The organism is Alienimonas chondri (assembly GCF_013036045.1).
GTDB classification, from domain to species: Bacteria; Planctomycetota; Planctomycetia; order Planctomycetales; family Planctomycetaceae; genus Alienimonas; species Alienimonas chondri.
Genome location: NZ_WTPX01000010.1, coordinates 1 through 14,166, shown reverse-complemented (window position 1 = coordinate 14,166; position 14,166 = coordinate 1). Strand labels below are relative to the sequence as shown.

11 protein-coding genes are annotated in these 14,166 nt (G+C 68.8%); 10 read left to right on the top strand and 1 reads right to left on the bottom strand.

Annotation, left to right across the window (positions count from 1 at the left end):
• Window positions 1-31 precede the first annotated feature (31 nt).
• The 5 genes from LzC2_RS02850 to LzC2_RS02830 all read left to right on the top strand — a co-directional run bounded on the left by LzC2_RS02850 (window position 32) and on the right by LzC2_RS02830 (window position 7,165).
• A complete protein-coding gene (locus LzC2_RS02850; protein WP_171183541.1) occupies window positions 32-382 on the top strand; it encodes a hypothetical protein in 351 nt (116 codons plus the stop codon).
• Window positions 383-499: 117 nt separating this feature from the next.
• Window positions 500-1,210: a flavodoxin family protein gene (locus LzC2_RS02845; protein WP_171183539.1), complete on the top strand. Its 711-nt coding sequence runs from the start codon at window positions 500-502 to the stop codon at window positions 1,208-1,210.
• Between the two features lie 70 nt (window positions 1,211-1,280).
• Entirely contained in the window at window positions 1,281-2,225 is a 945-nt protein-coding gene (locus LzC2_RS02840; protein WP_206678536.1) for a DUF58 domain-containing protein, read from the top strand.
• 81 nt (window positions 2,226-2,306) lie between these two features.
• Window positions 2,307-4,625, top strand: coding sequence for a BatA domain-containing protein (locus tag LzC2_RS02835; protein WP_171183537.1), 2,319 nt, complete (start codon window positions 2,307-2,309; stop codon window positions 4,623-4,625).
• A gap of 2 nt (window positions 4,626-4,627) precedes the next feature.
• Complete coding sequence (locus tag LzC2_RS02830) at window positions 4,628-7,165, top strand: VWA domain-containing protein (RefSeq protein ID WP_171183535.1); 2,538 nt, start codon at window positions 4,628-4,630, stop codon at window positions 7,163-7,165.
• A gap of 28 nt (window positions 7,166-7,193) precedes the next feature.
• On the opposite strand, the gene LzC2_RS02825 is transcribed toward LzC2_RS02830, so the two are convergent.
• Window positions 7,194-7,904 (bottom strand): site-2 protease family protein, encoded by a 711-nt coding sequence (locus LzC2_RS02825; RefSeq protein WP_171183533.1) that lies wholly within the window; start codon window positions 7,902-7,904, stop codon window positions 7,194-7,196.
• Between the two features lie 268 nt (window positions 7,905-8,172).
• On the opposite strand from LzC2_RS02825, the gene LzC2_RS02820 reads away from it, so the two are divergent.
• From LzC2_RS02820 to LzC2_RS22735, 5 genes are all read left to right on the top strand, one after another.
• On the top strand, window positions 8,173-9,051 hold the full coding sequence (locus LzC2_RS02820; RefSeq protein WP_171183531.1) for a DNA topoisomerase I: 879 nt from the start codon (window positions 8,173-8,175) through the stop codon (window positions 9,049-9,051).
• A gap of 48 nt (window positions 9,052-9,099) precedes the next feature.
• Window positions 9,100-10,938 carry a DNA mismatch repair endonuclease MutL gene (gene mutL, locus LzC2_RS02815; RefSeq protein WP_171183529.1) on the top strand — a complete coding sequence of 613 codons (1,839 nt, stop codon included), beginning with the start codon at window positions 9,100-9,102 and terminating at the stop codon, window positions 10,936-10,938.
• Window positions 10,939-10,984: 46 nt separating this feature from the next.
• On the top strand, window positions 10,985-12,499 hold the full coding sequence (locus LzC2_RS02810; RefSeq protein ID WP_171183527.1) for a type I 3-dehydroquinate dehydratase: 1,515 nt from the start codon (window positions 10,985-10,987) through the stop codon (window positions 12,497-12,499).
• Window positions 12,496-13,020, top strand: coding sequence for a shikimate kinase (locus LzC2_RS02805; RefSeq protein WP_171183525.1), 525 nt, complete (start codon window positions 12,496-12,498; stop codon window positions 13,018-13,020). Before LzC2_RS02810 ends, LzC2_RS02805 begins: the two co-directional genes overlap by 4 nt.
• A partial coding sequence (locus tag LzC2_RS22735; RefSeq protein WP_171183523.1) for a prepilin peptidase occupies window positions 13,017-14,166 on the top strand: 1,150 nt, incomplete at its 3' end. The genes LzC2_RS02805 and LzC2_RS22735, both read left to right, overlap by 4 nt.

The window sequence follows — 14,166 nt, the reverse complement described above, 5'->3', positions numbered from 1 at the left end:
ATCCCTGCACTCGCATATGAAGCGCTCACCGATGGCTGCCGCCACCTATCACACCGACGACGATCTCTCCGCCTGGGAACGCGTCAAGAAAGCGTTCGCCAACGACTGGGAACAGACGAAGGCCGACTTCGGTTCGGACTCCGCCCGCGATATGGACCAAGACGTCGACGACACGGTCAAACAGGCGGTCGGCTCCGACGACGCCTTCGAGAACCGCGAACAGGCCTTCCGCTTCGGGCACACGGCCAAGCGTCGCTACGGCACGGACCATCCGAGCTGGTCCGACAAGCTCGACGCCACGCTGCGGTCCGACTACGACGGCGACTACGACCGCGATCGGCCGTACATCCGCCACTCCTATGAGTACAAATACGACGCCTGACGCGTTAGGTATTGATCGACTTCGCCCGCGGCCCAACCTCCGCGGGCGATTTCGTTTCCTGACCGTCTATTATTGCCGCAAGCCCGGACCTGCCGTCGTGCCGCGCGCCGCAGCCTAATGAGCGATTTCTCCAGCCTCACCGCACTCTACTTCAACACGTCGCTCAAGCGCGATTCGGAGCAAAGCCACACGCGGCTGCTGCTCGGCGCCTGCGCGAACGTGATGGAGAAGCAGGGCGTCGGCGTGGAGCATGTGCATTTGGTCGGCCGGAACGTGCCGCCGGGGATCTACCCGGACATGACCGACCACGGCTGGGAACAGGACGACTGGCCGGAGATCTGGGAACAGGTGCGCGCGGCGGACATCGTCGTCGTCGGCACGCCGCTGTGGCTGGGGGAGGAAAGCTCCGTCTGCCGCGTGCTGATCGAACGGCTGTACGCGATGTCCGGCGACCTGAACGAGAAGGGGCAGTCGATCTTCTACGGCAAGGTCGGCGGCTGCGTGGTCACCGGGAACGAGGACGGAATCAAGCATGTCGCGATGACGGTCTGCTACGCCCTGAGCCACTTGGGCTTCACGATCCCTCCGCAGGCCGATTGCGGCTGGATCGGCGAGGCGGGACCGGGCGCCTCCTACGGCGACGAGAAGGAGGACGGCACGCGGGTGGGCTTCGACAACGACTTCACCCAGCGCAATGCGACGATCATGTCGTGGAACCTGATGCACCTTGCCCGCCTGCTGAAAGACGCCGGCGGCCTGCCGAACGAGGGCAACGACCGCAGCGCCTGGAAAGCCGGCGAACGCTTCGGCTTTGAGAATCCTCGCTGAGTCGTCGCCCTCCCCCGGTGTGACGCGAGGTTCGATCGCATAGGATGTCGGCCCGCAGGAGAACAGCGCCTTGGCCGACACGTCCCCCGCCGCCCGCCGCACCGGTCCCCCGGGGGGGCGGGATCACCTCACGCCTGAGGCGTTGGCCCGCATTGGGAAGTTGGAGGTCCGGGCTCGGCAAGTCGTGGAGGGCGTGCTCGACGGCCTGCACCGCAGTCCGTATTTCGGGCAGAGCGTCGAGTTCAGCCAGCACCGGGAATACGTCCCCGGCGACGAGGCCCGTCACATCGACTGGAAGGTCTGGAGCAAGACCGACAAGTACTACGTCAAGCTGTTCGAGGAGGACACGAACCTCCGCACCACGCTGCTGGTGGACGGTTCGGAGAGCATGGGCTACGGCAACGGCCCGATGAACAAGGCGGATTACGCCGCCACGCTGGCCGCAGCGATCGCCTATCTGCTGCTCAAACAGCAGGACTCCGTCGGGATGACAGTCTTCGGGGAAGGCGTGCGAGCCGCGGTGCCGCATCGGGGGAAGAAGACGCACCTCAACACCCTGCTGGGCACGCTCGGTTCGACCGCCCCCGCGGAGAAGACCGACCTCGGCGGGATCCTCGCCCGCACCGCGGAGGAGCAACGCCGCCCCGGAATGGTCGTGCTGTTCAGCGATCTGTTCTCCGACCGCGACGCCACCTACCGCGGCCTGCGGATGCTTCGCAGTCGGGGACACGACGTGCTGGTGTTCCATGTGCTGGACGACGAGGAACTCGACTTCGATTTTCAGGGCACCACCCGGTTTGTGGGCATGGAGGAGACCGGCGAGGTCACCTGCGATCCCCGCAGTCTGAAGGCCGGATACCTCGCGGCGATGGAAGCCTTCTGCGAGGAGACGCGGAAGCGGTGCGCCGCGAACATGATCGACTATCAGATCGTGCGAACCAGCGAGCCGTTCGACGCCAGCCTCAGCCGCTTCCTCAACTCCCGCCTCGGTTTCCGCAAAAGCGCACGGGGTTGAAGGGTTCTCCCCGCGACGACTCGCCGGATCGGCCGCAGAGCATGCGGGGACGAACGACTTTCCTTCCGCTAGGCTGATCGCGTGATTGAAACCCTCGCCCCGTTCTTCCTGCACCCCGGCATCGCCGCGGCCGGGGCGGCGTGCGCGGCGGCCCCGATCATCATTCACCTCATTAATCGCTTGCGGTTCCGCAAGGTGCGGTTCGCGGCGATGGAGTTCCTGCTCCAGTCCGAACAACGGAACCGGCGGCGGGTGCTGATCGAGCAACTGCTGTTGCTGCTGCTGCGGATCCTGCTGGTGCTGGCCGCCGCCGCGTTGATCGCAAGGCTCGTGCTGGATCCGGGCACGCTGTCCGTCCTGCGGGACGGCAACGTCGCCCATCATGTCGTGATTCTGGACGACAGCGGCTCGATGCGGGCCGCCGGCGAGGAAGGCGACGTTTTCGAGTCCGCGAAACGCACGCTGCGAGACTTCGCCGCCGAGGCGGCCCGCACGCCCGGTTCGCTGCGGCTGTCCGTGCTGCTGCTGAGCCGCTCCGAAGCGGACGGCGCCCTGTTCGCCCGCGAGGACGTGAACAGCGCGTTCCTCGCGGATCTGGCGGAGAAACTCGACGCGCTCGAACCGACGCGTTCCCGATTGCGGCCCGCCGCCGGCCTCGCCGCGGCGGAGCGGCGATTGGCCGCCGAGCAGGACGCCGGAGAGCGCGTGGTGCATCTGCTGTCTGACTTCCGCGTCGCCGACTGGGGCGGCCAGATCGCCCCGAACGCCGAACCAGCGCCCGCCTCGGACACGGGAACCGCGGCCGGCGACACGGCCGCCGCGGTCGCCCGGTTGGACGCCGCCGGCGTGCAGGTGAATCTCGTTCGCCTGGCCGAGAACGCTCCGGCGAATCGCCGCGTCGCCGACGTGTCCTTCGGCGCCGCGACCGCCGCGGTCGGCGTGCCGCTCCGCGTGCAGGTGACGGTCACGAACGACGCGGACGTCGCCAGCGAACGGCTCGACCTCACCGCCTCGCTGGACGGACAGCCCTTGCCGCTCGGCGAATCGATCCCGGTGCTGGAGCCGGGCGATTCGGTCAAACGCGAGTTCGACGTTCAGTTCGACGACCCGGGCCGGCACCAGGTCACCGTCTCCCTGCCGGGCGACACGCTCGTCGAGGACGACTCCTTCACCCGCCCCGTATTGGCGCTGCCCCGGGTGCCGGTGTTGGTGGTGGACGGCGCCTCGGACCTCGCCGCGGCGACGTTGATCAGCCGTCTGTTCGATCCCGATCTCACCGGCCGCGAGGTGCGCGTCGGCGGCACCGACTTGCTGCGAAAAGAGGATCTGTCGGAGTTCTGGACGATTTACGTCGTGAACGTCCCCCGGCTCCCCGCGGACGCCGTCGGGCCGCTCACCCGCTACGTCGAGAACGGCGGCGGCCTGATCTGGTTCGGGGGGGAAGTGGACGTCGACCACTACACGAACACGCTGTACCCCGCGGGCCTGTTCCCCGTGCCGCTGTCCGGTTCGTCCGTCGAGTTGCCGGCCGACGCCGGCTCCGGACCGGACGTACGCTTTGCCGAGCACCCGGTCACCAAGGCGTTGACGGTCGGGGAGAACCTGTTCGCCGATCTGCTGACGGTCTCCCGCTATCTGCCGGTCCCCGCGGATTGGGAACGGGACGACCTCGCCCGGAACGACGGCGTCAATACGATCGCCACGCTCAAGGACGGTTCGCCGCTGGCGCTCGTCTCCACGCTGGGCGAAGGCCGAATCGTGACCGTCCTCACCACGGCCGCCACGAGCGTGGCCGACGAGGAGCCGGAGTGGACGAACTGGCCGCGGCAGCCGCCCTTCATCCTGTTCCATCTGCCCGCCCAGGAGTGGGCCGCCCGAATCGACACCGGCGACGCTGTCGGGATCACGGGCGAACCGCTGGAGTTCGCCCTCGACGCCGCCCGGTTCCGGCCGGACATCTTGATCGAACAGCCGGACGACATCTCCGCGACGCTCACGGCGACGCCGGCGCGGCCGGAGAACGTCCCCGGCGAAGACGCCCCGCCGGACACGGGCATGGGGGACGAATTGCTCCTCACGGCGCGCTACAACGAGACTGACCTGCCGGGCGTCTACAAGTCCCGTTTGACCACCGCGGAAGGGGAGCCGGTCGATCGCTGGACCGCTTTGAACTTCCCCCCGGATGAGAGCCGTCTGGCCTTGATCGCCCCCGCGGCGCTCACGAGCGCGCTCTCCGGGACGAAGAACGTCACGATCCAAGAGGCGGGCGATTCCGCGTGGACCGGCGGCGGGGAGCAATCCCGCGAGATCCGCTGGTGGCTGCTCGGCCTGATGGCCGCGCTCATGGCGGCGGAATCGGCGTTGGCCTATCGCTGCGGCTATCACGGGGCGGGAGCCTGACGATGAACAGCTTCGCCCATCTCTCGTTGCTCGCCCAATCCGGTTCGGCGCCGTCCGGTCCGGGGCTGGAATCGCTGACCGCGACCGAGTGGAACCCGCCCCGCACGCCGCTGGGCTGGAGCCTGTTGCTCGGCGTCGCCGCGGCGTTGCTGGCGTGGACGGTTTGGCTGTACGTCCGCGACACCCGTTCCCTTCCCCGCCCGCTGCGGGCGGGGCTGCTGGCGCTGCGGATTGGGGTGATCGTGTGCCTCGGCGTGATCGCGTTCGATCCCCGCGAGCGGACCCAGACGACGGCCGTCCGTCCGAGTCGGGTTGCGCTGCTGGTCGATACAAGCCAGTCCATGCAACTGCCCGCCGACCCCACCGGCGGAGCGTCCGGCGACGTGAGCGAGACCCGCGCCGAAGCCGTCGCCAGGGAACTCGCCGACTCGGATTTGATCGAAGAACTGCGTCGGACGCACAAGGTGCAGATCTTCGGCTTCGACGCCGGCGCCGAATTGATCGCGGAACTGCCCCGCGACGGCGATCTGCCGGAGGAGACGTCCACCGGCGGGACCGCTGCGGTCGAGGACTCGCCCGCCGACGGAGCCGCCGCGGCGCTCGCCCGATTGGAGCCGGACGGCGGGGAGACACGGCTGGGCGAAGCGATCTCTGATGCGCTGCGGCAGGTCCGCGGGCCGACGCTCGCCGGGGCGATCGTGATCAGCGACGGCGGGCAGAACGCCGGCGCCGGGGCGGACGCCGCGGTCGGCCGGGCGGCCCGAGACGGCGTCCCGCTGTACCCTGTCGGCGTGGGAAGCACGGAGCGCCCGGCCGACGTGCGGGTCACCGATCTGTCCGCCCCGACCGACGTCCGTTTCGCTCCGGAGAGGGAACGGCAGGACCCCTTCGAGATCCGTGCCTTTCTCGCAGCTGAGGGGCTGGCGGGGCAGACGGCGACGGTCGTCCTCACCCGCTCCCCGGCCGGCTCGGACCCCGCCGAGACTCCGGGCGAAACGTTGGAGACCCGCACGTTGGCCCTCCCCGCCGATGGCGAATCCGCGGAGGTGACCTTCGAGCGGGAACCGGCCGAGACCGGCCGCTTTCGCTACACCGTGACCCTTTCGCCGCCGCCCGGGGCGCGGGAGGCCCGCACCGACGACAACGCCCGCTCAGCGGTCGTCAACGCCCGCAGCCGGCCGACCGGCGTGCTGCTGATCGCCGGCGGACCAAACCGCGACTACCGGTTCCTGCAGACCGCCCTCGCCCGGCAGGCGACTGCGGAGGTGGATGTGCTGCTGCAATCGGTCGATCCGGCGGAGCTGCCCGGCGTGACGCAGGACGGCGATGCGCTGCTGGCGGAGTTCCCGGAGTCCTTCCCCCTGCGGCCGCCCGGCGACGCCCGGCCGGAATCCAGCCCGGATCGCTACGACGTGGTGCTGGCCCTCGACGCGGACTGGTCCCGCATCTCACCGGAAAGCGTCGAAGCGCTGTCGCGATGGGTCGATCGGCAGCGCGGCGGGCTGATCTTCGCCGCCGGCGACGTCTACTCCCCGCAACTCACTGACGATGCGGCGTTCGCCGGCGTCCGCAATCTGCTCCCCGTGCGGCTGGCGCCGCGGAGCCTGGTCGAGGCCTCGGACGAGAGCACCCGCCCCTGGCAGCCGGAACTAACCGACGCCGCGGCGGAGGACGGCGTGCTGGACCTCGATCCGGAGCAGCCCGGGGATCTCAGCGCCTGGTCACAGTTCGAAGGGTTTTATCGGGCCTATCCGACGCGAGGCGTGAAGGATCTGGCCACGGTCCTGATGCTGCACGGCGACCCACGCAACACGGGCGACGGCACGACGGTGCTGATAGCGGATCAACGATTCGGCGGAGGACGAGTCTTCTACCTCGGTACGACTGAGTTCTGGCGACTGCGGGCGAATGGGCCGGAGTTATTCGAGCGCTTCTGGACCAACCTGATCCGCTCCGCGGCGGAAGGCCGGGCCACGGAAGGGGACGAACCGGCGCTGTTTCTGATCGACCGCTCCGAGGTTCCCGTCGGCGAGCCGGTGCGGATCGCGGTCGGCCTCCGGGACGCCCGTGGTGAGCCGATCGAAGCTGGGACGGTGCGGGTGACGGTCGACGGGCCGGACGGGTTCCCGGTGCCGGGCAGCCCGCTGACGCTCTCGCCGGTCCCGGGCCGTCCGGGACGGTTTGAATCGCCCTTCACCCCGCCGCGGGCCGGTCGATTCACGTTGACGCTCGACGGCGATGACGTGGGGTCGCCGGAGGACGTCGTGGCTTCGATCACCGCCACGCTGCCGGAGTTGGAACTGTCCACGGTGCGGCAAGAGGTCCCCACGCTGACCGCCCTCGCCGAGGGCACCGAGGGCCGCTACGTCTTGCTCGCCGACGCCGCGGCGACGCTGCCGGGGCTGATTGAATCCCGGGACCGCACCGTCACGGTCGAGGAGTCGGTCCGGGCGCTGTGGGACGTTCGCTGGATGCTGTTCCTGATCGTCGGCCTGTTCAGCCTCGAATGGCTGATCCGCAAGCTCTCGCGGCTGGCGTGACAGTTCGCCCGGCCGGCCGTCGGATCGCTCAGGACGACCGCATCATTTGGTAGTTCTGCACGGCTAAGAACCCGAACAGGACGGTCATGTAGGTCTGTCGCATGACCAGGAACAGCGCCGCGAAGCCGATCGCCAGCAGCAGGCCCAGCCGACCGGCCCATACGTCGCCGCGGCGTCCCATGAACCGGCCCAGCGTGTATTGCAGCACATGCCCGCCGTCCAGCGGGACGATCGGCAGCAGGTTGAACAGCGGCCAGACGATGTTCACCAGCAACAGCGATTGGAACAGCGTCACCGCCAGCGGGCTGCCGCCGACGGGGCCGCCGTTGGCGACGCTCGCGGCCAGCATCCCGCCGAACAGGATCGCCGCGAACAAAAACTGCACGAACGGCCCCGCCAGGGCGATCAGAACCAGTTGCCACCACTTTGTTCCGGGCCGCAGCGGGCCGTAGGCCAATCCGCCGAGCATCGTCATCAGGATCGCACGGTTCATCCCGAACCAATGGGCGGCCATTGCATGGCCCATCTCGTGCAGGAGGATCGACAGGAACACGCACAGCATCCCCATCGCCAGATGCGTGGCGAGCGTCACCCCGCCGAGGTTCCCCGGACCGAACGCTTCGGCGAGTTGCCAGCCGAAGTAGCCTGCCCCCAGCCAGTGCCACGCGGAGACCCACACCGGCACCCCGAAGAGCGAAAATCGGAGATCCAACGGCGTCGGGTTGGGCAGTCCGAGCATGCGGGCGGCGCTTGAGGCGGAGGGGCGACGGAACGTGACGATACGGGGGCCGGCACGATAGAACCCGCCCGCCCCGGCACAACCGGCGGGCGATGTTCGAGACTCGACGGAACGATCCTGCCGGCGATCGGGATCATTTCGTGATCCGATCAACGCGGTTCAGCGTTGTTCCCGGTGGGCGAGCCGGTCACGATCCGAAGTCGCCCGGGGCGTCGCTCCGCACGTTCCCGTTCCGACCCTTCACCCCACGCAGCGAGGGACGACGCCGATGTGGTCGGTCATCCCCACGGCGCTGCGGCTGTTGCTGAACTCCGAGTTCCTGCGGCCGCTGGTCGGTCGCACCTTGAAGCCGGGGGCGCGGTTCGCCGTCGGTCTGGTGGCGGTGCCGCTGTTTCGATGGACGCTCAAGTCCGTCAAGTTGCAGCACTTCGACCGGGAGCTGGAGAAGGATCTCGAGGAGTGGTTCGCCGCCAGCGCCCTGTTGCTGCTGTGCACGGCGAATATGGAGCAGCTTCTCTTCCAGCAGCTCGGTTTCGAACCGCGCGACTGGATCTCGCTGGGCTTTCGACTGCTGTTGGCGATCGGCGTGGTCGAAGCGATGCCGGACGTCGCCCTGTTCCCCGTTCTGCACCCCAAACCGAAGATCCCCGGCAAGTCGGACTTCGGCTGGCGGAAGCGCTGGTTCGGGCTGCGGAAAATCGCTCCGGCCTACCTCAAGGGATTTCTCTGCCAGCATTTGGCGCGATCGAGTCCGGTGCTGGCGATCCTCGCCTGCGTGGTCGGCGGGGTCGTCGACGAGAACGGCGCCATCCCTCCGGGCCGCGAGGACGAGTGGATCGCTGGCTGGTGCTGCTACGGGGCGGCGATCACGCAGTATCTCATCATGGGTCTGATGGCGAGCAAGGAGGAAGCCGCGAGCGTGCTGGCGGCGTTCGATGCCAAAATTGCCGCGGACCGGGCCAAGCTGGTGACGGAACTGCGGGCCGAACTCGTTCAAGGGGCGGCCTGCCCGCTTCCCGCGCCGCAGACGGCTTCGAACGCCTCGAGCGACGACCAGCCCGATTCTCCCGCGGAACCGGCGCGGACGGCGGTCGCGGACGACCTCCAAGCGGCCTCGACGCCCGTTCGGCACGGGGGCGGCGAGTAGAATCCCGTTCGCCTCTCGCCCCGATTCTCCCGTCCCTTCGGCTGCCTCTTGCCCCGTATTCAACCGCTCGCCCCGGAGGTGGTGAACCAGATCGCCGCCGGCGAGGTGATCGAACGCCCGGCGTCCGTCGCGAAGGAACTGCTCGAGAACAGTCTCGACGCCCTCGCGACCCGGATCGAAGTCGACGTGGCGGCCGGCGGCACCGAGCTGATCCGCATCGCCGACGACGGCGAGGGGGTGCCGGAGGAGGATCTGCCGCTGGCCCTCACCCAGCATGCGACCAGCAAGCTGCGGACCCCCGCGGACCTGTTCACCGTCGCGACCATGGGCTTCCGGGGGGAAGCGTTGGCGAGCATCGCCAGCGTCAGCCGGTTCAAATTTCGCAGTCGCCCCGAGGGACAGGAACTCGCCGCGGAGATCGCCGCGGAGGGCGGTTCGATCACCCCGGTCACCCCCCGCGGCGGGCCGCTGGGGACGACGGTGGAGGTCCGCGATCTGTTCTTCAACGTGCCCGCCCGCCGCAAGTTCCTCAAGACGAACGCCACGGAGTTCGGCCACCTCGCGGAACAGTTCACCCGCGTCGCGCTGGCGAACCCCCGATTGCACGCCACGCTGCGGCACAACGGCAAGGTCGTCTACGACCTGCCCCCCGCCGTCGATCTGCGGGACCGACTGGCGACCTTCTTCGGTTCCAAGATCGCGGAGCGCCTGATCCCGGTTTCCAGCGAGTCGGACATCGCCCGCCTGTGGGGGTTCGCCGGCCACCCGGGCGACTCGAAGGGCAGCCGGAAGGGGAACTACCTCTTCCTCAACGGCCGTTGGATCACCGATCGCAGCCTCCAGCACGCCCTCAGCGAGGCGTACCGCGGGCTGGTGATGATCGGCCGGCACCCGATCTCGTTTCTGTTCCTCGAAACGGCCCCGGACGCGGCGGACGTCAACGTCCATCCGACGAAGTGCGAGGTGCGGTTCCGCGATAGCTCCAGCCTGTATCGCCAACTGCTCGGCACGCTGCGCACGGAGTTCTTGAAGCGAGACTTCGAACAACGCTTTCACCTCCCCGGCGACCCGGCGAAGGCGAAAGAGCAACCGGCGTCTCTTCCAGAGAAACAAGCTGAACTCGCCGACGGCTTCGCTGACTGGGCGCGGGCGGCGCTGATGAAAGCGGAGAGCGAACCCGTCCCGGAGGTCGAATCGCCCCCCCTCCCCGATCTGCCGGTCGCTTCTACGGAGAGTCCCCCTCATAACGCGGAGGCTCCGCAGAGCCTCCGCGTTACGGAGCCGAATCAGAAGCCGAAGCCCCAAGATGTGACGATCACCCGCGCCATGCAGGTGCTCGACACATACCTCGTACTTGAAACGGACGCCGGCCTACAAGTCATCGACCAGCACGCCCTGCACGAGCGGGTGATGTACGAAACGCTCCGCCGGCGGGTGCTGGGCGAGGGGGTCGAAATTCAACGCCTGTTAGTGCCGGAGTCCGTCGAATTGGACGCCAAGCGTCACGCCGCGGTGCTGGAGCATGCGGACACGTTGGGCGAACTGGGCTTCGAGGTGGAGGACTTCGGCGGCACGACGGTGCTGTTGAACGGGTTCCCCGTACTGCTGAAGCGGGCCGATCCGACGGCGGTGCTGTCGGACGCCGCCGACGCGCTCGCCGACAGTCCAAAGACGCCGGACCGCCGCGACCTGCTCGATTCCCTGCTGCACATGATGAGCTGCAAGGCGGCCGTGAAGGCGGGGCAACGCCTCAGCCCGGAGGAGATCGACGCCCTGCTGACCGCCCGGCACCTCGTCGACGACGCACATCACTGTCCGCACGGACGACCGACGGCGCTGACGCTCTCCCGGGACGATCTCGACCGCCAATTCGGCCGGATGGGTTAGCGCGTCTCCCCTTGCACCCCTCGCAGCGAACCCGGATTCTCCCCCCATGCCCCTGTGCGTCTCGATCGCCCGCAGTCACCCGGCCCGCATGCGGGCGGAACACGCCGCCCTGGCGGAGGCCGGCGCGAAGCTGGTCGAATATCGACTGGATTGGCTCAAGGGGCCGGTCGACGTCGCGGCGCTGATCGCCGACCGTCCGACCCCGGTCGTGCTGACCTGTCGCCGCCGTGAGGACGGCGGCAAGTGGAAGGGCACGGAGGAGCAACGCCTCGGCCTGCTGCGGCAGGCGATTCTCGCGGAACCGGAGTTCGTCGATCTCGAGGGCGACGTCGCCCCGAAGGTGCCCCGGTTTGGCAAGGCCAAGCGGGTCGTGAGCCATCACGACATGAAGGGGACGCCCTCGGTCAAGGAGTTGGCGAAGCTCCACAAGAGCCTCGCCGCCGCGAACGCGGATGTGGTGAAGCTGGTCACGACGGCGACCTGCATGGCGGACAACGCCCGCGTGCTGGCCGTGGGCGCCGCGGCGAAGATGCCCACGATCGCCTTCTGCATGGGCGAGTCCGGCCTCGCCAGCCGCGTTATGTGCTGTGCGAAAGGAGCGCCCTGGACCTACGCGGGGTTCACCTCGGAGCGAACGCTCGCCCCGGGACTGCCTGACTTCGCCACGATGCGGACCGCGTACCGCGCCCACCGGGTCAAGAAGGGGACGCGCTTCTTCGGCGTGCTGGGCGATCCGGTCGCCCACAGCCTCTCGCCGCAGTTGCACAACACCGCGTTCCGCGAAGCCGGTTTCAACGGCTGCTACCTCCCGCTGCGGGTGACGAGCGAAGAGTGGGACGACGCGATCCCGGCGCTCGCCGCGATGGGCTTCGAGGGGTTCAGCGTCACCATCCCGCATAAAGCCGCCGCGTTGGAACTGGCGACCGGCGGGAAGAACATGGCGACGGACGCCGCCCGCCGCATCGGCGCCGCCAACACGCTGGTGGTGACGGATCGGGACGAGGGGAACCCCGTCTGGCACGCCGCGAACACCGATCACGACGCCGCCCTCGGCTCGCTGCTGGAGGCGTTGGGGGAGAAGGACGGGGCGAGGCTCGACGGTCAGCGGGCGTTGATCCTCGGCAACGGCGGGGTCGCCCGGGCGATCGTCGCGGCGCTGGCCGGCGTCGGCTGCGCCGTCACGGTCGCCGGGCGGAGCGAGAAGAAGGTTCGCCCGCTGGTCGATGACTTCGGCGGCATCGCCCAGACCTGGCCGAACCGCGGCACGGGCACCTTTCAAATCGTCGTCAACTGCACGCCGGTCGGCATGTGGCCCAACATGGACGAATCTCCCCTGCCCGAGAACCGCTTTCCCCCGAACGCGGTTGTGTTCGACACGATTTACAACCCGAACCGCACGCTGTTCCTGAAGGAAGCGGAGGCCCGCGGCTGCCGCACGATCGGCGGCGCCGACATGTTCGTTCGTCAGGCGGAAGCCCAATACGAGATGTTCACCGGCGCCCCGGCCCCGAAGGGCGTGATGCGGGCCGCGCTGGCTGACGCAATGTCGGTGGCGAAATGACGGATTCCAACGGGGACCGCCCCTCCGTCGTCTCCCTGGTGGGGGCGCGCGGCAGCGGCAAATCGACGATCGGCCGGATGGTCGCGGAGGAACTCGGTCGGAACTTCGCGGACGCCGACGAAGAAATCGTCCGCGTCTCCGGGCGGTCGATCCCGGAGTTCTTCGAGACCCACTGCGAAGTCGCGTTTCGCCTGTTGGAGGCCGAGGTCATTAAGGCGCTGCTGGAACGGGACGACCTCGTCCTCGCCACCGGCGGCGGAGCCGTACTGATGGAGGAGACGCGGCAGCGCCTCGCCGCCGCCGGGCCGGTGATCTATCTCCAAGCGGACGCCGCCACGCTGCACGCCCGCGTCGGCAGCGACCCCAATCGCCCGCCGCTGACCGATCTACCGGCTGCGGAGGAGATGGCCGCGGTCCTCAATGCCCGCGAAGCGTTCTATCGGGACGCGTCCACCGTCGTGGTCGATGCGACGCTGCCGCCCGCTGAGGTCGTACGGATCGTTCGATCGGCGCTCTCGTGAGCGACATCGGTTGGATCGCATTGACCGTCGGCGTTTTCCTGCTCGGCTGCGTCGCGGGTCGGTTTGTGAACGTCGCCGCGGTCCGGTTCGGACCGCGCGAACGACTGCGCGATCAACTGCGCAGCCTCTGGTTCCCCGCCCCGCACGAAGCGGCCCTGACTCGCGGTCGGGGGCTGTCGAAGCTGCCGGTGGTCGGCTGGTTCCTGCGGTCGCATCCGCTCGCCGCGGCGCCGCTGGGGGACCGCATTCGCCCGGCGATCGTCGAACTGGCGGCGGGCGGGCTGCTCGCTGGGCTGTTCTGGCAGGAAGTCGTGAACTGGCGAACGTGGGCGCCGCCGGGCGGTTTGTTCCTGCCGGACGTGGCTCGGGCGTTCGAGTGCCCGTGGGACGCGACGTTCACCTTCGCCCTGCACGCGGCGATGCTGCTGAGCCTGCTGACGGCTTCGGTGATCGACCTGAAACGCTTGCTGATCCCCGACGGCACCACGATCCCCGCCCTGCTGCTGGCGGTCGCCGCGAGCGTTTCCGGGCGGATCTGGCTGGTGCCGGTTTGGTTTGAAGAGGGCCGCATCTCCCGCTTTGCCCCGGTCGGCGCCCGGCCGGACGTGGAGCCGGTCCCGCCGTGGATCTACGACCACCCGCACCTGCACGGGCTGGCGGCAAGCGTGGCCGGCATCGTCGCGGGGGCGGGCGTGTGTTGGGTCGTCCGGTGGATCGGGGCGCTCACGCTGGGCCGGGAGGCGATGGGGTTGGGCGACGTGATTTTCATGGCGATGGTCGGGGCGTTCCTCGGCTGGCAGCCGGTGCTGACCGTGTTCTTCCTCGCCCCGGTCGCCGCGCTGGTCGTGGTCGTACCGGCGAAGCTGTACGACGCCGCGACCGGCCGAGCCAACGGCGGAGAGTTCCCCTACGGCCCCTGGCTGGCGCTCGCCGCAGCGTTCGTGGTGCTATTCTGGCAGGACGTGTGGCCGGCGGTCGGGTCGTTTTTCGCGCTCGGGCTGTACGTGCTGCTGGCCGGGCTGGTGATCGCCGTGCTGCTGGCCGTGCTGCTGGCGCTGATCGCGGCAGTGAAGCGGGCCTTGGGCCTGGCGCCGCTGGATTGGCCGGCGGGCTACGCGGGTTGGTCGTCGGCGGATACCCTGACGT

Excerpts from the sequence above, each read along its gene's own strand:
- LzC2_RS02845 (WP_171183539.1), top strand. The coding sequence starts at position 500 with ATGAGCGATTTCTCCAGCCTCACCGCACTCTACTTCAACACGTCGCTC.
- LzC2_RS02810 (WP_171183527.1), top strand. The coding sequence starts at position 10,985 with ATGCCCCTGTGCGTCTCGATCGCCCGCAGTCACCCGGCCCGCATGCGG.
- LzC2_RS02850 (WP_171183541.1), top strand. The coding sequence starts at position 32 with ATGGCTGCCGCCACCTATCACACCGACGACGATCTCTCCGCCTGGGAA.
- LzC2_RS02830 (WP_171183535.1), top strand. The coding sequence starts at position 4,628 with ATGAACAGCTTCGCCCATCTCTCGTTGCTCGCCCAATCCGGTTCGGCG.
- LzC2_RS02820 (WP_171183531.1), top strand. The coding sequence starts at position 8,173 with ATGTGGTCGGTCATCCCCACGGCGCTGCGGCTGTTGCTGAACTCCGAG.
- LzC2_RS02805 (WP_171183525.1), top strand. The coding sequence starts at position 12,496 with ATGACGGATTCCAACGGGGACCGCCCCTCCGTCGTCTCCCTGGTGGGG.
- LzC2_RS02825 (WP_171183533.1), bottom strand. The coding sequence starts at position 7,904 with ATGCTCGGACTGCCCAACCCGACGCCGTTGGATCTCCGATTTTCGCTC.